This window comes from Segatella hominis, assembly GCF_004535825.1.
Classification (GTDB): Bacteria; Bacteroidota; Bacteroidia; order Bacteroidales; family Bacteroidaceae; genus Prevotella; species Prevotella hominis.
In genome coordinates this window covers 1-22,424 of sequence record NZ_SGVY01000042.1, presented here as the reverse complement: position 1 = coordinate 22,424, position 22,424 = coordinate 1, and the positions used below count along the sequence as shown (strand labels likewise).

The 22,424-nt window shown below is 45.0% G+C and carries 17 protein-coding genes and 1 pseudogene; 14 read left to right on the top strand and 4 right to left on the bottom strand.

Annotated elements, in window-relative coordinates; translation table 11 throughout:
• The first annotated feature begins 28 nt into the window (after positions 1-28).
• Positions 29-4,552, top strand: a complete 4,524-nt coding sequence (gene gltB, locus EXN75_RS13075) for a glutamate synthase large subunit (protein ID WP_134844148.1) — start codon at positions 29-31, stop codon at positions 4,550-4,552.
• A 19-nt stretch (positions 4,553-4,571) separates the two neighbouring features.
• A complete protein-coding gene (locus EXN75_RS13070) occupies positions 4,572-5,915 on the top strand; it encodes a glutamate synthase subunit beta (RefSeq protein WP_118117923.1) in 1,344 nt (447 codons plus the stop codon).
• A gap of 303 nt (positions 5,916-6,218) precedes the next feature.
• On the opposite strand, the gene EXN75_RS13065 is transcribed toward EXN75_RS13070, so the two are convergent.
• From EXN75_RS13065 to EXN75_RS18310, 3 genes and pseudogenes are all read right to left on the bottom strand, one after another.
• Complete coding sequence (locus EXN75_RS13065) at positions 6,219-7,496, bottom strand: ATP-binding protein (RefSeq protein WP_134844147.1); 1,278 nt, start codon at positions 7,494-7,496, stop codon at positions 6,219-6,221.
• 355 nt (positions 7,497-7,851) lie between these two features.
• Positions 7,852-7,956, bottom strand: coding sequence for a smalltalk protein (locus EXN75_RS17800; protein ID WP_246031378.1), 105 nt, complete (start codon positions 7,954-7,956; stop codon positions 7,852-7,854).
• 207 nt (positions 7,957-8,163) lie between these two features.
• Positions 8,164-8,736: pseudogene (locus tag EXN75_RS18310) on the bottom strand (HU family DNA-binding protein); the annotation flags it as partial.
• A 1,355-nt stretch (positions 8,737-10,091) separates the two neighbouring features.
• On the opposite strand from EXN75_RS18310, the gene EXN75_RS13055 reads away from it, so the two are divergent.
• The 10 genes from EXN75_RS13055 (at position 10,092) to EXN75_RS13010 (ending at position 19,096) form a co-directional block, all read left to right on the top strand.
• The gene (locus EXN75_RS13055) at positions 10,092-11,465 is read left to right on the top strand and encodes a hypothetical protein (RefSeq protein ID WP_134844145.1); all 1,374 of its coding nucleotides are present in this window, start codon (positions 10,092-10,094) and stop codon (positions 11,463-11,465) included.
• A gap of 157 nt (positions 11,466-11,622) precedes the next feature.
• On the top strand, positions 11,623-12,204 hold the full coding sequence (locus tag EXN75_RS13050) for a type IV toxin-antitoxin system AbiEi family antitoxin domain-containing protein (protein ID WP_134844144.1): 582 nt from the start codon (positions 11,623-11,625) through the stop codon (positions 12,202-12,204).
• Between the two features lies 1 nt (position 12,205).
• Positions 12,206-13,072 carry a nucleotidyl transferase AbiEii/AbiGii toxin family protein gene (locus tag EXN75_RS13045; RefSeq protein ID WP_134844143.1) on the top strand — a complete coding sequence of 289 codons (867 nt, stop codon included), beginning with the start codon at positions 12,206-12,208 and terminating at the stop codon, positions 13,070-13,072.
• A 310-nt stretch (positions 13,073-13,382) separates the two neighbouring features.
• Positions 13,383-14,060: an exonuclease/endonuclease/phosphatase family protein gene (locus EXN75_RS13040; RefSeq protein WP_134844142.1), complete on the top strand. Its 678-nt coding sequence runs from the start codon at positions 13,383-13,385 to the stop codon at positions 14,058-14,060.
• Between the two features lie 198 nt (positions 14,061-14,258).
• Positions 14,259-14,561, top strand: coding sequence for a hypothetical protein (locus EXN75_RS13035; RefSeq protein WP_134844141.1), 303 nt, complete (start codon positions 14,259-14,261; stop codon positions 14,559-14,561).
• A gap of 30 nt (positions 14,562-14,591) precedes the next feature.
• Entirely contained in the window at positions 14,592-14,873 is a 282-nt protein-coding gene (locus EXN75_RS13030) for a DUF3127 domain-containing protein (protein WP_134844140.1), read from the top strand.
• A gap of 142 nt (positions 14,874-15,015) precedes the next feature.
• Complete coding sequence (locus EXN75_RS13025) at positions 15,016-15,435, top strand: hypothetical protein (RefSeq protein WP_246031403.1); 420 nt, start codon at positions 15,016-15,018, stop codon at positions 15,433-15,435.
• An 82-nt stretch (positions 15,436-15,517) separates the two neighbouring features.
• Positions 15,518-18,064: a DUF3987 domain-containing protein gene (locus EXN75_RS13020; protein ID WP_134844139.1), complete on the top strand. Its 2,547-nt coding sequence runs from the start codon at positions 15,518-15,520 to the stop codon at positions 18,062-18,064.
• Between the two features lie 111 nt (positions 18,065-18,175).
• The gene (locus EXN75_RS13015) at positions 18,176-18,649 is read left to right on the top strand and encodes a hypothetical protein (RefSeq protein WP_134844138.1); all 474 of its coding nucleotides are present in this window, start codon (positions 18,176-18,178) and stop codon (positions 18,647-18,649) included.
• An 18-nt stretch (positions 18,650-18,667) separates the two neighbouring features.
• Positions 18,668-19,096 (top strand): N-acetylmuramoyl-L-alanine amidase, encoded by a 429-nt coding sequence (locus tag EXN75_RS13010; protein ID WP_134844137.1) that lies wholly within the window; start codon positions 18,668-18,670, stop codon positions 19,094-19,096.
• Here the strand turns inward: EXN75_RS13010 and EXN75_RS13005 are convergent.
• Complete coding sequence (locus EXN75_RS13005) at positions 19,074-21,206, bottom strand: cation:proton antiporter (RefSeq protein ID WP_134844136.1); 2,133 nt, start codon at positions 21,204-21,206, stop codon at positions 19,074-19,076. The two genes, EXN75_RS13010 and EXN75_RS13005, sit on opposite strands and share 23 nt — an antisense overlap.
• Positions 21,207-21,382: 176 nt before the next feature.
• On the opposite strand from EXN75_RS13005, the gene EXN75_RS13000 reads away from it, so the two are divergent.
• Complete coding sequence (locus EXN75_RS13000; RefSeq protein ID WP_233524750.1) at positions 21,383-21,808, top strand: hypothetical protein; 426 nt, start codon at positions 21,383-21,385, stop codon at positions 21,806-21,808.
• Positions 21,809-21,852: 44 nt separating this feature from the next.
• Positions 21,853-22,221 carry a helix-turn-helix domain-containing protein gene (locus EXN75_RS12995; protein ID WP_118119621.1) on the top strand — a complete coding sequence of 123 codons (369 nt, stop codon included), beginning with the start codon at positions 21,853-21,855 and terminating at the stop codon, positions 22,219-22,221.
• Positions 22,222-22,424 lie beyond the last annotated feature (203 nt).

The window sequence follows — 22,424 nt, the reverse complement described above, 5'->3', positions numbered from 1 at the left end:
TAAATAACCGATATAAAACGAACAAGAAATGGAAAAAGGATTGTACAGTTCAGCCTATGAGCACGATGCGTGTGGCGTAGGTATGGTGGTTAACATCCACGGAAACAAGAGCCATGAGCTGGTCGATAACGCCTTGAAAGTTCTCGAAAATATGCGCCACCGTGGTGCTGAGGGAGCTGACAACAAGACGGGTGATGGCGCTGGTATCATGCTCCAGATTCCACATGAGTTTATTCTTCTTCAGGGTATCCCAGTACCAGAAAAAGGTAAATATGGTACGGGTCTTATCTTCTTGCCTAAAGACGAGAAGAAACAGCAGGAAATCCTCTCTATCATGATTGAGGAGATCGAGCGCGAGGGATTGCAGTTGATGCACCTCCGCAATGTTCCTACCAACCCTGAGTGTCTCGGTGAGGCTGCTTTGAGCAATGAACCTGCCATCAAGCAGATTTTCATCACCGGTGTTACTGACGACAAGGTGCCTGTTTTCGAGCGCACCCTCTATCTCATCCGCAAACGCATTGAGAAACGTGTCAGTGATCCTGATTTCTATATCTGTTCGTTGTCTAATTCGAACATCGTCTATAAGGGTATGTTGAGCAGCCTCCAGTTGCGCCAATACTATCCTGACTTGACCAATAATTATTTCACAAGCGGTTTGGCATTGGTTCACTCCCGCTTCTCTACCAACACCTTCCCTACATGGAGTCTGGCGCAGCCATTCCGTCTCCTTGCCCATAATGGTGAGATCAACACCATCCGTGGTAACCGTGCCTGGATGAAGGCTCGTGAGAGTGTGTTGAGCAGTGAGGCTCTGGGCGATATCCGTGAGATTTCTCCTATCGTTCAGCCTAACATGAGTGACTCTGCAAGCCTCGATAATGTTTTCGAGTTCTTCGTGATGAGTGGTCTGTCATTGCCTCACGCCATGGCTGTCATGGTGCCTGAGAGCTTCAACGACAAGAACCCTATCTCTGAGGATCTGAAGGCTTTCTATGAGTATCACTCTATCCTGATGGAACCATGGGATGGTCCTGCAGCCTTGCTCTTCAGCGATGGCCGCTACGCTGGTGGTATGCTCGATAGAAACGGTTTGCGCCCAGCACGCTATACCATCACCAAGAATGATATGATGGTTGTGGCTTCTGAGGTAGGTGTCATGGATTTCGATCCTACTGAGATTGCAGAGAAGGGTCGCTTGCAGCCTGGTAAGATTCTCCTCATCGATACACAGGAAGGTAAGATCTACTACGATGGTGAAATCAAGGAGCGTCTGGCAGCCCAGCATCCATATCGCCAGTGGTTGAACACCAATCGTATTGAACTGGAAAAGCTCCGCAGTGGTCGTAAGGTGGAAAATGGTGTGGATAACCTCACACGCAAGGAATTGGAATTCGGTTTTGGCGAGGAAGATATCGACGGTACCATCATCCCAATGGCTACCAAGGGTCAGGAACCTACAGCTTCTATGGGTAATGATACTCCGCTTGCTGTGCTTTCCGACCAGCCACAGATTTTCTTCAACTACTTCCGTCAGCAGTTTGCACAGGTTACCAATCCTGCCATCGACTCCATCCGTGAGAACCTCGTGATGAGTCTTACCGAGTATATCGGTAGAGTAGGTTCCGGCATCCTGAACCCAGACGAAAGCAACTGCAAGATGGTCCGTCTGCCACATCCTATCCTGACCAATACCCAGCTGGATATCCTTCAGAATATCCGCTACAAGGGCTTCAATACAGTCAAGCTCCACATGCTCTTCGAAACCGCCAAGGGCGAAGAAGGACTGCATGAGGCTCTGGATGAACTCTGCAAGGAGGCTGCCAAGAGCGTGGATGATGGCTACAACTATATTATCCTCTCCGACCGTGGCGTGGATGAAACCCATGCTGCCATCCCATCTCTGCTCGCCGTGAGCGCCGTACATCATTATCTGATTGATGCCGGCAAGCGTGTGCAGACAGCCCTCATCGTAGAAAGTGGTGAGATTCGTGAGGTAATGCACGCAGCCCTCTTGTTGGGTTACGGTGCATCAGCCCTCTGTCCATACTTGACATACGCCATCCTCGACGACCTCGTAAAGAAGGGAAAGATTCAGGAGGATTATCATACAGCCGAGCAGAACTATATCAAGGCTGTGAAGAAGGGCTTGTTCAAGATTATGGCTAAGATGGGTATCTCTACCATCCGCAGTTACCGTGGTGCCAAGATCTTCGAGAGCATCGGTTTGAGCGAGAGCCTCCTGAAGAGCTACTTCGGAACAGAGGTGAGCACCATCGGCGGTATCGGACTTGAGACCATCGCCCGTGATGCCATCCGCCTGCACGACAAGGCATTCGAGACCAAGAAGCTCGACTTCCTGCCAAGCATGGGACAGTTCCACTACCGCAAGGACGGTATCAAGCACGCTTGGAACCCAGAGACTATCGCTACTTTGCAGCTCGCAACACGCAAGGGCGATTACGATCTCTTCAAGAAATATACACATCTCGTTGACGATAAGCAGGAGCCTATCTTCATCCGTGACTTCTTCAGTTTCCGCAAGAATCCTATTTCTATCGACAAGGTAGAGCCAGTAGAGGAAATTGTAAAGCACTTCGTTACTGGTGCGATGAGTTTCGGTGCCCTCTCCAAGGAAGCCCACGAGGCAATGGCACTCGCCATGAACGCCCTCGGTGCTCGAAGCAATACCGGTGAAGGTGGTGAGGATAACGAGCGATTCCACTCTACACAGGATGGTATCAGCCTCTCCAGCAAAACCAAGCAGGTGGCTTCCGGTCGATTCGGTGTGACAACAGAATATTTGGTGAATGCAGAGGAAATCCAGATCAAGGTGGCACAGGGTGCTAAACCGGGTGAGGGTGGTCAGTTGCCTGGCTTCAAGGTCAACGAGGTCATCGCCAAGACTCGTCACTCTATCCCTGGCATCAGCTTGATTTCTCCTCCACCTCATCACGATATCTACAGTATCGAGGATTTGGCTCAGCTCATCTTCGACCTCAAGAATGTGAACCCTAAGGCTGCTATCTCTGTCAAATTGGTGGCTGAGAGCGGTGTGGGTACTATCGCTGCCGGTGTGGCTAAGGCAAAGGCCGACCTCATCGTCATCTCTGGTGCTGAGGGTGGTACTGGTGCCAGCCCTGCATCCAGTATGCGTTTCGCAGGTATCTCTCCTGAAATCGGACTTTCTGAGACTCAGCAGACTTTGGTGAAGAACGGTCTTCGTGGACAGGTTCGCCTGCAGGTGGATGGTCAGTTGAAGAGCGGTCGTGACATCATCCTCATGGCTTTGCTCGGTGCAGAGGAATTCAGTTTCGGTACTGCAGCCCTCATCGTCTTGGGTTGTGTGATGATGCGTAAGTGTAACTTGAATACCTGTCCTATGGGTGTTGCCACACAGGATCCTAAGCTTCGTGCGCACTTCCGTGGCAGTTACAAATATCTCATCAACTACTTCCGCTTCCTCGCCGAGGAGGTTCGTGAGTACTTGGCAGAGATGGGTTACACCTCTTTGAATGATATCATCGGTCATACCGAGCTCATCGTACGCAAGTCTGATGAGGAGATTGTTCCTGCCACAGGTCCTGATGCCGTAGAGCCAGAGGTGGCTAAGAGCATCAAGGAGAAGGCAGACTTGCTCGACTTCACACGTCTCTTGCATCGTGAGACAGGTCACTGCTCACTCTATCATACTACCGAGCAGATTCATGATCTCGACAATGTGCTCGACCAGCAACTGATTCGTGGTGCCCAGCGTGCCATCGAAAATCAGGAGGAGGTGAACCTCGATTTCGCCATCAAGAATACCGACCGTGCTGCCGGTGTGATGCTCAGTGGTATGATTGCTGAGAAATATGGTGAGGCAGGTCTTCCTGATAAGACAGTGAATGTGAAGTTCAAGGGTTCTGCAGGTCAGAGCTTCGGAGCATTCTTGGTAAAGGGTGTCGATTTCAAGTTGGAAGGCGAGACCAATGACTATTTTGCAAAGGGACTTTCAGGAGGTCGTATTTCCATCCTTCCTCCTATCCGCAGTAATTTCTCTGCCGAGGATAACATCATCGCAGGTAACACCGGTCTCTATGGTGCCACAAGTGGTGAACTGTATATCAACGGTAAGGTGGGTGAGCGCTTCGGAGTACGTAACTCTGGTGCTGTAGCTGTCATCGAGGGTGCCGGCGACCACTGCTGTGAATATATGACAGGTGGTAGAGTCGTAGTACTTGGCGAGACTGGTCGCAACTTTGCCGCAGGTATGAGTGGTGGTGTTGCCTATGTATGGGATAAGAACCACAACTTCGATTACTTCTGTAATATGGATATGGTGGAAATCAACCTCGTGGAGGATAGCACCTATCGCAAGGAGTTGCACGAGCTCATCCGTCAGCACTATCTCTATACAGGCAGTAAACTCGCCCGTACCATGCTTGATGACTGGAATCACTACGTAGAGGATTTCATCCAGGTAGTGCCAATCGAATACAAGCGAGTGCTTCAGGAGGAGCAGGTAAAGAAGTTGCAGCAGAAGATTGCGGATATGCAGCGCGATTACTAATTTTTAAATTAGAAAAAAGATGGGAAATCCAAAAGCATTTTTGACTATACCTCGCAAAGAAGCAGGTTATAGACCAATTCACGATAGAATCCTCGATTTCAGCGAGGTAGAACAGACTTTGAATAGCAACGACCGCCGTCAGCAGGCTTCCCGTTGCATGGATTGTGGTGTGCCTTTCTGCCACTGGGCTTGTCCATTGGGCAACAAGGCACCGGAGTGGAACGATGCGCTCTACAAGGGCGACTGGGAGTTGGCTTACCGACTCCTCAATTCCACCAACGACTTCCCAGAGTTCACAGGACGTATCTGTCCTGCACTCTGTGAGAAGGCATGTATCCTGAATCTCATGGACCATGAGCCAACCACCAACCGTGAGGATGAGTGCGCCATTGTGGAGCACGCTTTCTCTGAGGATTATGTGCATGTTGAGATTCCAGAGCGTAATGGCAAGACCGTGGCAGTCATCGGTGCCGGTCCTGCAGGATTGGTAGCTGCCAATCAGTTGAACCACAAGGGATATAAGGTAACAGTCTTTGAGGCACGTGAGAATGCTGGTGGCTTGTTGCGCTATGGTATTCCAAACTTCAAGCTCAACAAGAGTATCATCGACCGCCGCCTCCGTCTTCTCGAAGAGGAAGGCATCGAGTTCAAATACAATCAGCAGATAGATGTCACCAAGTTGCCAGAGGGCTTTGATGCCTACGTGGTATCTACGGGTACTCCTACAGCCCGCGACCTGAAGATTCCTGGACGAGAATTGAAGGGTGTTTATTTCGCCCTCGAACTCCTCTCTCAGCAGAACCGAGTCCTTGCTGGCATGGAGTTCTCTAAGGATGAACTGGTCAACTGCAAGGGCAAGGATGTCTTGGTCATCGGTGGTGGTGATACAGGTTCCGACTGTATCGGTACGGCTCATCGTCAGGGTTGCAAGAGTGTAACTCAGATTGAGATCATGCCTAAGCCAGTAGAGGGTCCTGAGGATCCAAAGAATCCTTGGCCAAACTGGCCTCGCACACTGAAGACTACATCCAGCCATGAGGAAGGCTGTACACGTCGCTGGAACATCAACTCATTAGAGTTCCTCGGCAAGAATGGAAAGTTGACGGGTGTGAAGGTTCAGCCTATCGATTGGAAGCCAAACCCAGAGGGCGGTCGCCCATTGATGGTAGAAGCTGGAGAGCCAGAAATCATCAAGGCAGAGGCAGTATTCTTGGCCATGGGCTTCCTGAAGCCACAGCAGCCTGAGTTTGCAGAGAATGTCTTCGTGGCAGGTGATGCAGCAAATGGAGCTTCTCTGGTAGTAAGAGCTATGGCAAGCGGAAGAAAGATTGCAGCTCAGGTAGATAAGTTCCTGACTCGATAATTCCCGGATATATTATCGGTTATTTTTAACTATAAGTAAGTGGTGGGAGGCCAGACCTTGAGATGAGGTTTGCCTCCCTTTTTCGTATGCTCGGCATGAGCCTATGTCTCCCTTTCGTTCGCTATGCCGATGACTCGATGATAAATAGGTTTTATAGCCATTACTTAGTAATACCTTCAATGATATTGACCAATAATGACTTTGACCAAATGACCGGAATCATGAGGGCTAACGTTCAATGTAGTTAAAATAAGCTCCCAAAGAAAAAGTAGTCATCATTGCCTGATTGGCTTCAAAATTCTCTTAGTCTTTCAAACAGCCGATAGGAACCACATAGACACCATCTTCTCTGCGAATGGCATAACGGGTCGTGCCTGTCAAGACCATGAGGAAAGAAGGAGACTTCATTTTTGCGTCGTCAATCTTGGATGCCAATAATTTAAGATTTTTGGCTCCTTCCTCAATGTTCTTTTCTCCACCCAGTTTAATTTCTATCAGACCATAACTGCCATTGCGCAAATGTACAACCGCATCACATTCCAATCCATTTCCATCCCGATAATGATATACATTGCCATCGAGGGAATCTGCATAAATTCGTAGGTCTCGAACACACATAGATTCAAAGAACAGTCCCATTGTGCTGAGATCGTTGATTAAATCATTAGGCCCAATACCCAAAGCAGCCACTCCGATGGAAGGGTCGGAGAAGTAGCGAGTGTCTGAAGTGCGAATGGCAGTCTTGCTTCTTAGATTGGGATTCCATGCCAGGGAATCTTCCAAGACGAAAATTTTCTTTAGGGCTTCGATATAAGAAGATATAGTATTTCTGTTGGCTGTTATTGTCTCATTTTTCTCAATGTCTGCACATATTGTATTGACTGTAACTTGAGCGCACTGGTTTCTGGCAATGGAACGTAGAATTCTTTTTGCTCTTTCTGCGTCACGAGTAACATTGTCAACACGAGAAATGTCTGAGTTGACGACGGCTTCATAGTATCTGTAAGCCATATCGAGTGCTACGTCCTTACCGACCATGGTGGCTTGAGGCCATCCTCCTCGGCATATGAGCCAAGCCAAGGAGTCTATATTGTGCTGGTTCGTGGCGAAAATGTCAGCAGACGGATTATCGAATAGTTCTTGGATACTGACTTCATTTGAGGAGTCTTCTGATTCTGAAAGGCTCATCGTTCTCATAGTTAACCATGCAAAACGACCTGTTCCTGAATGGTGAATCTTGTTGGTGTCTGCTGGAACAGCAGAGCCTGTAAAGATGAATTGCCCCAATCCATCTCTATGATCAACCTCAAAGCGAGCTGCATCCCAAAGCTGTGGTGCTAATTGCCATTCGTCGATAAGGCGTGGTGTTGCACCTACAAGCAGTTTTTTAGGCGACAAACTGGCAAGTTCTATGTTTTGGTCAATATATTCTGGGTCATCCATATATACGATGCTTTTAGCTTGTTGCTCAGCTGTTGTCGTCTTGCCACACCACTTGGGACCTTGTATTAATACTGCGCCACAACCTTTTAGTCTGCGAGTTAGCATTTTATCTGCTATTCTTGTTTTATATTGTTTCATTTTGCGTTGCTTTTGGTTGGGTGCAAAGATACACAAAAGTTATTGAATAACAATAGATTAATTGTTAAATTGTACAAGTTATAGCGCTTTTATTGTGCAGATTGAGGTAATTCTGTTGTGCAAGTTGAGGCTATTTCGTTGTGCAAGTTGAGGATTTGAGTTTTCTCATCATTCATGGCTGTCGTTACTTGATAATCCTCGAAAAGCCACACCCAGGTTTTGCCATGTCGAAGAATTCACTTATCGTTAGTGTAACGAAAAAAGAGGGTGTGTCATAAGTCTGTGACACACCCTCCTAACTTAAAAGTTCTAATGAAAAAATACAAAGAGTTCGTTTAAGAACGGATTGTCAATCCTATCCCATACAACTTGTAACGCCCAGCGAGGTGGCAAGTGCCGTAAGAATACTGATGGCGATTTGAAGAATGGTCTTCCATGTGTCTGCTTTCATCTTACTCATTTTGATTCAATTTTAAAGGTTAAACTTAAATTCTTTGTGTGTTTCACGGGGGGGTAATTTTCCCTTCTACAGTTCGTTGTCCTCGCCGCTGCCGTCCTGTCCAGCGTCGCCCTTATTGTCGCCGCTTGGGTTGGAACCGGTGCCTTGGCTGGTGCCGCCGCTCTGCTCGGTGTTACCTCCTGCAGGAGTGCCGCCGCTTGGGTTAGAGCCACCGCCATCTGAGCCGTCGCCAGGAGTAGTTGGAGTGCTGATGTCCACGTTGGCTTTGCCCTCCTTGATGGCCTTGATGACTGCAGCCTGAGCGCTACGGCTGGCTACGAGGTTGAACTCGGCATCGGTAAGGAGATTCTTGAACTCACTGCCTGGCTCCCACTGAACCTTCACGTCAGTGATGTTCTGAGCGGTGAACTTGTCTGCATCCTCAGCGCCCTTGGATGAGAGGAGGATGGAGAAATCACCGAGATCGCCCAGACGGATTTTCTTGCCTTCGAGGAGCTGCTCTCTCATGCAATCCACGGTCATGTAGAGAATGGCAGAGATGTCTGCGCGAGAATAGACACTGCCGTGGCTGGAGATGTGCTTGGCAAACTTCTCGATGGTCATCACATCAGAATACTGAGATACGGCGAAGGCATTCTTCTTCTCGGTCTTCACCAGGTTGAGGTCGGCCTGGTCGGGGTTCTTACCCTCTCGTTTTGCCTGGTTGATACGTGATTTTGCCTGATTGATAGCAAGGAGGTTACTGTTCACTGAGCGCATGGTAATGCTGTAGTTAATCATACTTTGTGTGTTTTGATGGTTGATATTTCAATTCCCCAGAAGCCCCGTTTCTTGCCCTTATTTGGGTCGTTATTGATGTCCGGCGCCTGTCATCAATCGTGCCTCAAATGTGTCGTCTGTAAAGACCGACTTTCGGTACAAGAGAAGCTTTCTTTCGATTGCTGGTGCAAAGGTACAACAATTTGGAGTTGAAAACAAATTTTTCCGCTACAGATTTTTTTGGGGGGGGTCTGTAAGTGTCTGATTGATAGCACTTTATAATGATATTTCAAAAATCAATTGCTGCATTTAGACTGATTTTGAAGAAAATGAAGGAAGCGGCTCAGAATTTTAGAAAGCGGTCATAAAGGTCAATGTCATTGTTGGTCAAAATCCTTCGGGGGATGGGTCAAAAAGCCTATAGTATAATATAAATTATTTATATTATACTATAGAAAAAAATGACCAATACTTCTTATAAATTGACCAACAATGACATTGACCTTTTTGACCAGAATGCTACTTGGTAGAAGAATCTTTTTTAATCGTTATGATTGTTTATGTTGCTGATTGTCAATAAGTTATGTAATCTAAACTATTTTGTTCGCGACACATTTATAAGTGCAATAAAGATAAAATATACTAACAATCAGCATCTGTTTCTATTGTCTTCTCTATTCAATTCTGTAAAATATTCAGCCCAAAAATGCAAATGGAGGGCTTTTTCTTGTCTCTAAAATGGATGTTTTGCCATCAAAATGGGACTTCTTATACCCCCAAAATAGCTATTTTCTGCTTTTACGTTAAAAAAAATAATAAAATTCGATATTATATAAAAGATTTATTATCTTTGCCAAAAGATATGAAATACGGAACATTTTAGATGCTGATAAACATATAGAGCGAATTAGAATTACCCCCAAGTGGCGGAGTTAAGTACTTTATTATGAGTGACTTATAAATCCTAACTCATGGAAGTAGAATCAACCATAGGCAGTAATACGTAAATTAGAGAGGGACCTATTATTGTGTATTTATACTATGATAAGAAATCCCTATTTATGGAGCGTATTTCGGCTTATTCTTTCACTTAAGAGCTCAAAACTGCGGATTTTTCACTAAAACCCTTTATTTTTAAGCTCAAATATATAGGTTTTCAGGAGCGAAATCGTGATGTATAGTAAAATTGTCGAACAAAAATAAATATATTGAAGAAAAAGAAGTAGAAAATATCACATAATATGATATAGGCGCTCCAACTACACTTCTCAATATTCGGACCCCAGCAACTCCAGAAGATAATCAGCAAGGTACCAAGAATATTGGTACTTCAAGGATACCTTCGCCTTTCTTTTTAATAATTAAAAACTTAAAAAATGCAAAACACAAAAGAAGAAAATGAAGAAAGCTTCAATCTTCTGCTGAAAATTAACTCTGCAGAAGATCTTCTATTAACAGATGAGGATACTGGCGAACAAGTCTATGCCCCCATTAATGTGAATGATGTTGTCATTTATAAGAGAGAGACGGATCATTTATTTAATGAGATTAATCATGCTATCAGTGAAATCAAATATTATTCTGAAAAGCACATTCACATTGATTACCTCTTTTGTATATATCAGACTTTGTCTATAGAAATGGCTGATTACCTGAATTTAGTGCATACGCTCCACAAGAAAATGTATATCTCTATCTATAAAAATTATAGTGAGGATATTTTATTCATTTATAGAGAGAAATTAGAATGTGTATTGGGTAATTTTGAGTATCTTGTCTGCCAGCCTATAGATACGGATCCAACCTATTTCTATCAATTCCCAAATGAGAGCGATCTCAGAGTTCTGGCAGGGAATAATGCTAAGGTTATTACCTATGATATTATACAGCCTTGTCCGAAAGAAATGGTATCATCTGGATTAAAGCTGTCATTGGATAATTTGCTTACCTACATCGACCAGATAAAACATACCATATCTGCTTTATCACATTTGGAGGATTTTCGCTCGGAACATGAAAAGGCAATTATCTACCATTATATCAAGAAGCAATATGATGATAATAATCTTCCCCAACATTTAGAAAGAGTTGTTAAGAGAAGAAATAAATACTTTGATGTGAGAAGATTGGATGCTAATAAGGTTAGTCTTAGCTCCAAAATGGATGAGACGGTAGATAAATACAACCAAAATCCTCTTTGCCTCATGTGGTATGAAAATTATTTCATTGATGACTCTCCTGAAGAACTGCTTGCGAGCGGGCTTTGTCAGAAACAGGCTTTACCTGATGATTTCAACAAACTATTTATGTTTCAGGGAGAATTTGAGAATCTTAGAAACGCAATTGCTAAAGCAGATGAATTTGAGAGACTTGGTGATTCTTTCTTTGCCAACTGGGTGGATCCTGTGAAGTTGGAGAATAAATTGAAGTATTGGATTAAGGGCAATATTGATACGCAACAGAAATGGTATATAGTATGGTGTATGATGAGATATACTTTCCACATCATCCGTGATGATCAGGACAAAAATGCCTTTGCCGCCCGCATGAACCTGATGTTTCCTGATGCAGAGAAAAAATGTGTGGTGGAGTCGTTCCGCAAGCAGGAAACGCAGAAGAACCACAACCACCATTTCTCGGAGTGGCTTGAAGGCTCCGATCCCGATTATCATACCGCCCAGGATCTGTATTATAAGCTGGCGAAGATGGAGGATTATAAGAGAAGTATTGGTGTTGATATTGGAAAGTAGAGAGGAAGATTTAGAGATAATTATCGCCCCTGGGTATAAAACAAGGATAATGCTGGTAATATTCTACGGCATTTTTGAAAATATTCCGTAGAATATTGCCGCTTTTCAAAAAAATATTGTATTTTTGCAGCGAAAATGATATTAATATAAATGTGATATGGACAATATAGTTTGTAAAGTGGAAGCACTAGGAGGCACAATCTCTACTACTGATATTCCTCATATGGCAGAGTATAAGCGATTGTTGAGAGCTAAGGAACGTGGCGACTTGATCAAGTTGCGCCAGGGCATTTATGCTGTTCCGGAAGCCCTGCTGAATACAATGATAGATGTGGAGCGTATTGTCCCTAAAGGTATTGTGTGTCTATACAATGCCTGGGCTTATCATCAGCTTTCGACAACTGTTCCACCAGCTTTTTGCATTGCCATCGCCAATAAACGGAAAGTAGAGATTCCTGAAACGCTTCCGATAGAATTGTATTATTGGAAGAAGGAGAATCTGGAGTTTGGCATTATGGAAGCAGAAATATCCGGTTTCCATGTTCGCATTACCGACTTGGAGCGAAGTGTTTGTGATGCAGTGAAATACAGAAACAAATTGGGGCTGGATGTTTGTGCAGAAGTGATTCGTTCTTATTTGAGAAAGCCCAATCGCAATCTCACTCGTTTGCAGGATTACGCCAAACGCCTCAGGGTATTCAATACATTGAAAAATTATCTTGAAATAGCAATAGAATAAGATGGGAAAGAAAAACTACGGTAAGTCTGTTAAGACCCGCTTGCTCAATCTGATGAATGAGACAGGCTATAAATATATGTATCTCTTGGCAAGATATTTCAATGAGAGGTTGCTTTACAGAGTATCTGTAAGCCAATATAAGGACAATTTTTTGCTGAAAGGTGGCTCTTTGCTTTATGCTATGAACGGACTTGAGGCACGTCCTACTGTAGATGTTGATTTCATGGCAGATAGAATTAGCCGTGATAGGGATTTCCTTGCGCACGTGTTCCAGGAAATTTTGGGCATTGTATGCGATGAGGATGGAGTATCGTTTGATGTTAACAGCATTAAGTTGGAGCCTATAACTGTTGAAAAGAAGTATCCTGGCACCAGATTTTACTTTACGGCCCACATGGATACTATCGCTTACAACATGTCTGTTGACATTGGCTTTGGTGATGTTGTAACTCCATATCCAACAACTATTGACTTCCCATTGCTTTTGCCTGACATTCCATCTGTGAACATACAGGCATATTCCTTGGAGACTGTTGTTGCCGAGAAATTCCATACGATGATAGACCGAGATGTGCTCAACAGTCGCATGAAAGATTTCTTCGACTGTTACCAACTCCTGACAAAGAGAGACTTGTCTGATGACACATTATATGATGCGATTAAGGCGACTTTCGATAATAGAGGGCTTACATACAATCCCGAATTGCAGTTGTTTACAGAAAGTTTTGCGACAGACGCAGCACGTATAGTTCGCTGGAAAGCATTTCTGAAAAAGATTCAATGGAAAGAAACTCTTGATTTCAAGACTGTTATGGAAGTAATAAAGGAAAGGTTGCAGCCTATGGCTGAAAGATATTGGGGAAAGTAGTGCGTTGTGGAGTCGTCTCGCAAGCAGGAAACGCAGAAGAACCACAACCACCATTTTTCTGAGTGGCTTGAAGGCTCCGATCCCGATTATCATACCGCCCAGGATCTGTATTATAAGCTGGCGAAAAGGGATGGTTATATGAGAAGTACAACCTTTAACCCCATTTGTGCTTAAAAATATTAAGACGTTCCTTTATGGCGCATTTTATTTACTAAACTAAGTCGATTATTGAAAAAAATAGTTACCTTTGTGGTGAGCTTTTTTACAGGTTCACAATAAACAGAATAGACAACTTTAAAATGATGGAATAATGAAAATACTATCTTATAACATTTCGTGGAGCAAGCAGGAAAAGATTGACTGGCTCTTAGGACAAAAAGGCATAGATGCCTTTGTCGTTCCAGAGTGTGGCAACGCTGATAACATCGCAGTTCCTGAAGACTACTCCTTCTTCTGGACGGGCGACTTCGACTACAAGGGCTTGGGGGTTATCTGCCCTGATAATCACAAGATAGTGTTACCAGACTGGTACAATGAGAATCTGCACTATGCTATTCCGGTTATTTTTGATGATGAGTATCTTCTACTTGCTGTATGGCCAACAGTTCGCAAGGGAATAACTAGTGGTTCTTATATCTCTATCCTTTTGGACATCCTGGAATACTACAAGCCATATATCAACAAATATAAGACTGTGGTGATAGGTGATTATAATGTAATCTCTAACCCTAATAGTTTTCAAAGAAAAGAATCTCCGAAAGTGTTTACATGGTTTGAGGAAAATGGGCTGAAATCAGCTCATCATACCTTCCTACATGAAGAGATAGGTAAGGAAAGCCGATTTACCTACGACCATACCGGCAAAGGTAATTGTACCTTCTTCCTGGACTATGCTTTTACAAATACAGAAGTTAAAGACTATAAACTATATTCCTGGGAGGAGTCCAATAGGATGAGTGACCATCTTCCGATCTGTGTTGAGGTCTAGAAATGTGAAATATATTACTTTTTGTACAGCATTTAAACAGCTTCATTAATTTAATAGTACATAGATAGTGTTACAAGCATTGGGGATTATGCATTTTGGGTTGCGTTTTTCCATATAATCTTAAACAAGAATTAAGTTCCCGTTTGGGAATAATATATTTGGGTAACTTTGGTTGCTTTTGTTAAAAGCATCTTCTTCATGGATGGTGAAGGAGGTGCTTTTTTATTTTTATTAGTTACTTTTTCCCAAGATTCCCACGATTTTTCCCAACGTTGGGAAAAAATGAGGGATTTTTTGGGGGGAAAGAGGGATGATATTCCCTTTTTCTTTACATTTCAACCCTCTTTTTCTTCTTCTTTTAATTTTTCCCATGAAAAGCCCGATTTTTCCCAAAAACGTGGGTTTTTCGGGGAAGTTGTGGGAAAAGCATTGTTTTGCCCTTGTTTTCGCAGTACTTTTGCAGCGTCGAAGAAACAAGACAACGCTGAAATGGTTTGGTGATCTTGAAACAACTTCCGACTACTTTATAATATGAATACTCAAATCATGAGAGTGGTGCAGCAGGGCGAGGCCTTCGCTGTGCAGAGTCAGAAAAGTGAGAACGGACAGATGATGAAATGTAACATCGTTCTCCAAGAGATGGGCGGCAAGTATGAGAACCAGTATGCTGCGGCAATGTTGGGGAATGCGGCTCAGTGCAAATTCTATCCTGGCGATTTGGTGGCTGTTACGCTCCGCTTTACTACCCATGAGCACAATGGTCAGGTTTATCAGGATATCTTAGTGACGGACATTGAAAAGGTAAAAAAGTAAAAAGGTAAAAAGAGCTTCGCAGGGAGAAAGGCTGCGAGGATTCTGGAACAAGTTATTAATCTGAGTTGGGACGGACGGAGGATTTTCTTAAGTAAAGCGCGCAACATTCCTGATGTTTCTCCTCGTAAATTTCAATTCAGATATGAAGAAAGATTATTCTAAAAACTGCAACCAGCAAAATAATGGTTGCGAGCAGGTGCAACAGAATAACGGTTGCAATCATGTACAGTTGGGCGGTGTGGCTTTCTATGATGGAAGCAAGTGTTTTCTCTTTACTCCTGACCAGCAGGGCGTGAGAGACCAAGTGCCTGGGTTCCGTTCACAGGGCGTTGCCCAACAGTTGAGTGACGGTACATTCGATTTCATTGCGAAAGCGAAGCCGCGTTCTCAGTCTAAACTCATCAAGAAATTGGCTCACGGACGTGTGAGCAAGACGAAGGACAATGCTGTGCAGCTCACCCTCAAGGTGTATAGTGACGAGGGGGTCAATATCGGCAAGGCACTCATCACGGAAGCAAGAGAGGCTGCCAATGCCGTAGTAGAGCTACAGTTGAAGCAGTAAGTTTGTTTATGCGATAAATATTTTTAAACATTGTAGAAACTAAATAAACATTGTAGAACTAAAACATGAAGAACGAAACAGAATGAGCTGTTATTTAATTAAGGTGGAGAACGGGCACAAGGTTGCCCGTCCCATCACCTCGGAAGAGGAATACAAGCAGCTGCGTGGAAGCAAAGAGCAGAAGGCGAATTTGCGTCAGGCTCGTGCCGGAAGCGATGCTGCGAAACGCAGACTGATACAATTCAATTATTCCGGGCATTATCCCAATGGTGTGGTGAAAGGCATGAAACTGCCAAGCCAGGCTTTCGGCTTTGATATGGATGAACCTGAGGCTTTTGCCAAGGCTGCCAAACTGCTGCTGAAGGAGCCGAGTAAATACGGACTTCTGATGTTGGAGAGGAGCGCAAGGCAGGGCGGTCATGCGGTATTTGAGCGTGAAAAGGGCAAGACCATCTTGGAAAACCAAGTGAGGATTGCTACAATGCTGAAATGTGAAATGGATACGTCGGCTCACGACATCAACCGGGTTTACTTCACCACCACTTCGGATGATGAAGACTTGCTTTTCCTCTCTCCGCATCTCTTTCAGGATGCTTATGACGAGGCTGCCGTGGCAGCTGAAGCAAAGGTTTTGGAGGATCGGGAGAGATTTGGAAAAGAGGAGTTGAATGAAGGTGCTCACAAGGCGAATAAGCATTACAAACCTTGGGAAAATCCGATGCCAAATGCTTCTGCTACGATTTTAGGCGGAGATACTTCTACTGGCTCTGCAGAGAAGAAAACAGGATCGACTGCTCCTGCAGCTTCTACAGGAAAGAATGAAGCTCCAAGCCCATCTGCTGGAACTCCCAAAGTTTCAGCCCCATCTGATCTCAAATATCTCGGAATTCCTTATTCCGACATCATCGCAAAATGGTGGCAGATGTATAATGATGGTCAGGAACCCGTGAAATCCAATCGCAACACATTGACTTTCGAGCTTGCCGTTAATCTCCGTCATATCTGCGGTTTCGACCGCAATCTGATGGCTCAGGTGATTCCCTGCTACGATGGTTTCCCTGATCAGGAAAAGATGGCTTGCATCAACTCGGCACTCAGTGAGAAAATCACGCAAATGCCGAAACGTCTGAAAGACGTATTGTCTGCCATCCGACAAGAGAAACTGAACAAGAATGCGGCAACGGGAGCGACTGGAACGGATGAAGACGATGAAGCTTTCATCAATGCGCTGGATGAAGCTAATGCGCAGGACGACCAGTTCTACTATAATGCCCTGCCGAAACTGCCGCAAGGTATCAAGGACTCGGTTGATGCTGTGGGTCCAGCCCTCGCCATGCCTGTCATCTCTGCTATCTGCCCGGTCATCGGAATGCTTGCCACAGGTGTAAAGGTAAGCGTGCACGGCAAGATGAACTCGCTCAATCTCATCTCCTATATTGCAGGAGATTTCGCCTCAGGAAAGGGTAGTATTGACCCGATTATCAACACCTGGACGAAAGAATTGAAGGATATGGACAAGATGTATCTGCAGACGGAGGAGGACTGGAGAGTCAAGAAGCGGGCGGCAAAGAACAAGAAGGAGCAGCCTGAAGAACCGAAATTGCCTATCAGATGTCTGACGCTGAACAATACCGTGGCCAATCTCGCTGAACGTCTTGCCAACACCGAAGGCAAACACGCCTTCTCCTTCACTCCGGAAGCCGACACCGTGGCGCAGAAGTGGAAATCGGCCATGAGCGATTTCTCCGTGATGCTCCGTCAGGCATACGATGGAACTTGCTATGAGCGTGAGGCAAGAAGTGCTGAGGCAGTGAATGTGCATATAGACAGGCTGTTGTGGAACGTGGTGATGTGCGGAACGCCTGATGCACTTTACCGAGTAATCAGCAATTACACGGATGGTTTTCAAAGCCGTATCGTCGTGGCTCGAACTCCCGATAATACCTTTACACCGCTTACCGAAAATCTTTATGTTCTGAAAGATCGACAGAAGGAACGCATCATCCAGATAGCCCATCTGCTGCCGCTGATGAACGGAGAAGTGGAGTTGCTCAAGTTGGAGGAAAGAGGTAGAGAATGGTTGGAGCAGATAAGACTGGAGACGATGAAGAATGACGACAAAGTGAAAGCTCGTCAGCGTTTCCGTATTTGCCCTACCACCATGAGAATGATGACCTGCCTGATGCTCTGCAAAGTGGCTGAGATATTGATTCATAAACATGGATTGAATGGAGCGGAAAAGAAGTTGAAGGAGCATCCCAACTTGTGGAAAGAGATGATCGTAAGAACGCAGACACCAGCGATGCTTTCTGTTTTCGACACCTTAGCCGACTATCAGTTGGAGAATGCTCTCTACTTCTTCCGTCAGCGCATAGAGGATGCTTTTTCTTCCAAAAACTACAATGGACAGGCTTCTTTAGAGCGCTCCAAACGTGGAAAGAATGATTCTATCTTTGAGCGATTGGACGTTACATTCACATTCGAACAGGCTGTGCAGCAGAGTATTGCCGTGAAAGGAACAGGTGCAAGCCGGGAATCTACAAGGCAGATGTTGAAGAACTGGAGAAAACAGGGACTGGTCATCATGATGAAAGATAAGCGTTACCAGAAAGTTAACACAACTCAATAACTGCAACTATTCGGTATAGAAACCGGTCATTTTCGGTCATGGTCATTTTCGGTCAAAATCGTTTTCGGGGGATACACTTCCCCCGAATATCACTTTCAAAATTTTAAAATCATGGAAATAAATTTATATCGTCAAATTGGTACTCCCTGGGGCTTAATGGGCACTATACTCGTAGAAGGGATACTTGTGTATAGAACATTAGAGCATCCTACTCACCATTTGCCTGCCGGTGAATACAAGGTTGAAATCATGTTTAACAAAAATTACAGGAAGAAATGGATGGAATCTCCGATTGATAAGGAGCTTATCAATGTTCCTATGATTAGAAAGAAGGGTGCCCGCTCCATAAAGACTGCATCTCGCATCCCGTTCTTCATGCCTGGCAATGGGGCTTTCACGCTGAAACATGGTAGCATCATCATCGGGAAGGCAGGTCCAGCAGGTCTGTTGCTTCATACATTAGATTGCTACCTTGATCTCTATAAGGTATTGGAAGGAGCTATAGGGAAAGGTGAAGAGATCAGGCTGATTATTCAGGACATTGAGCAGAATGAAATCCCTCTGAGTTCTGTATATCTTTTCTAAAATTTAATTCATAACAATATGCGTAATATCAAGGAAATCATCATTCATTGTAGTGCTACCAAAGAAGATAAGGACTACACAGTTGCCGACATCGACCGCTGGCACAGAGCGCGCGGTTTCAGAAAGATCGGTTATCACTTCGTCATCTACCGCAACGGCGACATCCACGTAGGCCGTTCTTTGTCTGAAATCGGTGCCCACTGCAAGGGGCATAATGCTATCAGCATCGGCATCTGTTACATCGGCGGTTTATCCAAGGATGGCAAACCGAAGGACACCCGAACCATTGAACAGAAGGCTGCCCTGCTGGATCTCATCGGTCAGCTGAAGGAGGAATTCCCTCACGCCACCATCCACGGTCACAACGAGTTTTCCGCCAAAGCCTGTCCTTGCTTCGACGTGAAGAAGGAATTAGTTCCCTATTTTACCGTCTCATTTTCTTTCTGAGCCATTGACTCAATGCCTCGTAAGCACTGATTTCCTCCTGGTGCTGTGGCTCAGCGAAGGTAAGTTGATCACCCGATGAATCGCCATACTGGTCTGGGAAGATAATCATCAGATTGGTGCCCGAGAAGAAGCGGGTGATTTCCTCTGGCAGACGTTCCAGGGCTGTCTTGTAGGATACTGTTCCCTTGCGGGCGGTAATCACTACCAACATGTGGTCGTTGGAAATCTGGGCTGCCAACTGTGGCATTTCGTTCCAATGGTTCATCAAGGCATAGTCGGCACGCACTTCATGATGGCGGTTCTGTATGTACTCATTGATGAGCGCCAAGGTTTCGGTGCGACCATGAAACTGGATACGGCAGTCGAGATTTCCTGCCATTCGGCTGAGGCGTTCAAGCCAACGGTAAAAGCCTGGTTCAAACTCAGCTCGTGATGGTACGGCTACCTGAATTCTGCGTATTGTATTCAATGGTTGTATGACGCGAGCCATGATAATCTGTCGGCTCAAACCATTGAAAAGGCTCTGATGGAATTCGCCCCAGAATTTCGGAGAACGCTCCGGATGCATGTGCATACCGATGATAATCTCTGAGCATTGGAACTCGTTGAAAGCATGCTTGATGCCATTGGCGATGTTGGCCGCAATACGAACCTGCGTCTGGGTCATCACATCGGTAGCTGCTGCTAATTGGCTGCAATGGTCGAGCAGTTGTCTGCCCTGTTCCTGGTTGTATCGCATGTCCTTATCATCGTAAACTACGTTCAGACAAACCAGTCCCCGGTTCAGTTTCTGATTTCTCACTAAGAGTGCCAAATCCATCAGGCTGTCGGCATATTCTGGGTATCTCACAGGGATGAGAATCTTCTCGTCATTGCCCTTCTTCTCGTCTTCTGCTTCCGGCAATTCCTTGTCTCGGAGGATAATTTTCTGGGACGACCAGTCGGTGAGGAGCGAGGAGATGATGCAGGTAAAGAGGATCATGATGACCACACCATTGAGCATGTCATCATTCACCAGATAAGTGTTGGGGCCGATGAGGATATTCATTCCGACCATGACCATGGCGATACTGCCGGCTGCGTGGGCTGAGGTGAGTCCAAACATCATGTGACCTGAGGAAAGCGGAAGGCGGAAACCGAGGCATGCTGCATAGGCTGCTATGGCTTTGCCTAACGTTCCGAAAAAGACGATGCAGAAGATTACCCAGAGGATATGACCGCCCTGGAAGAGCAGGTTGACATTGATGAGCATGCCTACTCCTATTAGGAAATAAGGGATGAAAAGGGCATTGCCGATAAACTCCAAGCGGTTCATGAGCGGAGATACGTGGGGAATGTATCTGTTGAGGATGAGTCCGGCAAAGAAAGCTCCGAACACGCCCTCGATGCCTACTATCTGGGATAAGGCTGCACTCATGAAAAGCATCGCCATGACGAAGATGAACTGCATGACGGCATCACTGTAGCGGCGCAGAAACCAGCGGGTGAGACGGGGAATGAGGAATATCATAAAACCGCAATAGGCTGCAAACTTGGTGGCGAAGAATATCCAGAAGAGTACGCCGTCATGCTCTCCAAACGAGGCAACGAGACCAGCTAAGATGACCAACGCTATCAGAAGCGAAAGCATACTGGACCCGACACTCAGCGTGACACTCGGTTTCTGCTGCAATCCGTATCTCGAAACTATCGGGTAGGCTATCAGCGTATTGGAAGCCATGATACAGCTGAGGAGGAGTGAGGCCTTGGTGGAGTAGTGGAGCAGGTGGACGCTCATGAAATAGGTCAGCGTAAACGGTATGAAGCAGGTAAGCAAGCCATAGATGAGTAGTCGCGACTTGTTTTTCTTCATACCTTCCATGTCCATCTCCAAGGCTGCGAGGAACATGATGTAGTAGAGGCCCACCTTTCCAAACAGTTCAAAGGAGGAGTCTCGTTCCAGGATATTCAGTCCATACTTGCCGACAACGATTCCTGCCAACACCATGCCAATGATGTGTGGAATACGCAGTTTACCCATAATGATAGGGGCAAAGAGAACGATGAGCAGCACTACGAAGAAGATCAACGTAGGGTCGGTTATCGGGAAGTAATGTGTTAAGTTCAGCATAGACATTCTATTTTTTTGTTTGCAAGTGCAAAGATACGTCGTTTTTTTGAATTGACCATACAAAATTACGGAGAATTATTTTCTTAGTGGTATCTAAGGGTATTATTTCTAAGTTTCATTAAAAAAAGAACGTATTGCAGCGTTTTCTGAATTTTTTGTTGTACTTTTGCAAGCGTATGGATTCATTATTTCTCTTTCAGTTTGCATGTTTTATATTCATGCTCGTCAATGCCTCCTTCTTGGCACTCTCTCATCTGCATGTAAGATGGGAGAACAAGCGGTATGAGCGTTCACGATGGATGATCGTGATTGCCCTGATAGGGTTAGCGATACAATATGTCATACAGATGGGGTTCGGCTTCCGTGCTATGCACGATCATTTAGGGGCGGTCATCAACATCCTCCTCTATACCCCCTGCTTCTCGCTCATCTCCATAGGAATCCATTCTCTGGCTCGCAGTTCTCGCTATGCCGGTTGCCATCTTTTCCACCACCTTATTATATATAGTAGGTCCTGTCGTATTGTTTGCCCTGCTGTTCTTCAATCTTACGTTTATTGCCCTTGGCAGCAATTATATCCCTACCGAAGAACTCTTGGATAAAGAAGAGGAAAATAACGGCTCTGCGAGAGCAAAATATATGAGAAGTGGGGGAGGCATCATCTGGTTCTTGCAATAAAAATAAGGCTTCTGATGTAGGTACAGAATCCTTACAACGGATTTCTGAGAAACGCAGAATCTTTATCCAAAACAGTCTTGACCAGTGGTGTGTGGATTTAGGCTATAAGGATTGTAATGTGAACATGTTGACGCTTTCCCGTACGCTTTGTATATCAAAGAATGAATTGAGCCAGTTTTTTGACCAATGCTTACACACTAACTTTCGAATATGGCTCAGCGAGATACGTTTCAATGCAGCAAAGAAGATGATGCAGGACTATCCTGATTATAGCAACGACATCATTTCTGCTGAGTGCGGCTTCTCTTGTCGCACTCATCTTGTATGCTCGGCATGAGCTTATTCTAATGGGTGCAAGTCCCTAACGAGCCCTAATAGCGGGAATCGTATAGCCAATAGCAAGGGTGTCCACCGCGAGGTGGAATCTGAAAGAAGCTGGCGGCAAACATCTGACCTAACGTACAGAAACTTCATACAAGGCATATGACCATGGATGAGATTGCAAGACAAATCAAAGTCCCATAGCTATTCGGAATGGTT

Coding starts and splice junctions, on each gene's coding strand:
- EXN75_RS13035 (WP_134844141.1), top strand. CDS start 14,259: ATGGATGGTGAAGGAGGTGCTTTTTTATTTTTATTAGTTACTTTTTCC.
- EXN75_RS13070 (WP_118117923.1), top strand. CDS start 4,572: ATGGGAAATCCAAAAGCATTTTTGACTATACCTCGCAAAGAAGCAGGT.
- gltB (WP_134844148.1), top strand. CDS start 29: ATGGAAAAAGGATTGTACAGTTCAGCCTATGAGCACGATGCGTGTGGC.
- EXN75_RS17800 (WP_246031378.1), bottom strand. CDS start 7,956: ATGAGTAAGATGAAAGCAGACACATGGAAGACCATTCTTCAAATCGCC.
- EXN75_RS13025 (WP_246031403.1), top strand. CDS start 15,016: ATGAAGAAAGATTATTCTAAAAACTGCAACCAGCAAAATAATGGTTGC.
- EXN75_RS13020 (WP_134844139.1), top strand. CDS start 15,518: ATGAGCTGTTATTTAATTAAGGTGGAGAACGGGCACAAGGTTGCCCGT.
- EXN75_RS13005 (WP_134844136.1), bottom strand. CDS start 21,206: ATGCTGAACTTAACACATTACTTCCCGATAACCGACCCTACGTTGATC.
- EXN75_RS13000 (WP_233524750.1), top strand. CDS start 21,383: ATGGATTCATTATTTCTCTTTCAGTTTGCATGTTTTATATTCATGCTC.
- EXN75_RS13050 (WP_134844144.1), top strand. CDS start 11,623: ATGGACAATATAGTTTGTAAAGTGGAAGCACTAGGAGGCACAATCTCT.
- EXN75_RS13030 (WP_134844140.1), top strand. CDS start 14,592: ATGAATACTCAAATCATGAGAGTGGTGCAGCAGGGCGAGGCCTTCGCT.
- EXN75_RS13015 (WP_134844138.1), top strand. CDS start 18,176: ATGGAAATAAATTTATATCGTCAAATTGGTACTCCCTGGGGCTTAATG.
- EXN75_RS13055 (WP_134844145.1), top strand. CDS start 10,092: ATGCAAAACACAAAAGAAGAAAATGAAGAAAGCTTCAATCTTCTGCTG.
- EXN75_RS13040 (WP_134844142.1), top strand. CDS start 13,383: ATGAAAATACTATCTTATAACATTTCGTGGAGCAAGCAGGAAAAGATT.
- EXN75_RS13065 (WP_134844147.1), bottom strand. CDS start 7,496: ATGAAACAATATAAAACAAGAATAGCAGATAAAATGCTAACTCGCAGA.
- EXN75_RS13010 (WP_134844137.1), top strand. CDS start 18,668: ATGCGTAATATCAAGGAAATCATCATTCATTGTAGTGCTACCAAAGAA.
- EXN75_RS13045 (WP_134844143.1), top strand. CDS start 12,206: ATGGGAAAGAAAAACTACGGTAAGTCTGTTAAGACCCGCTTGCTCAAT.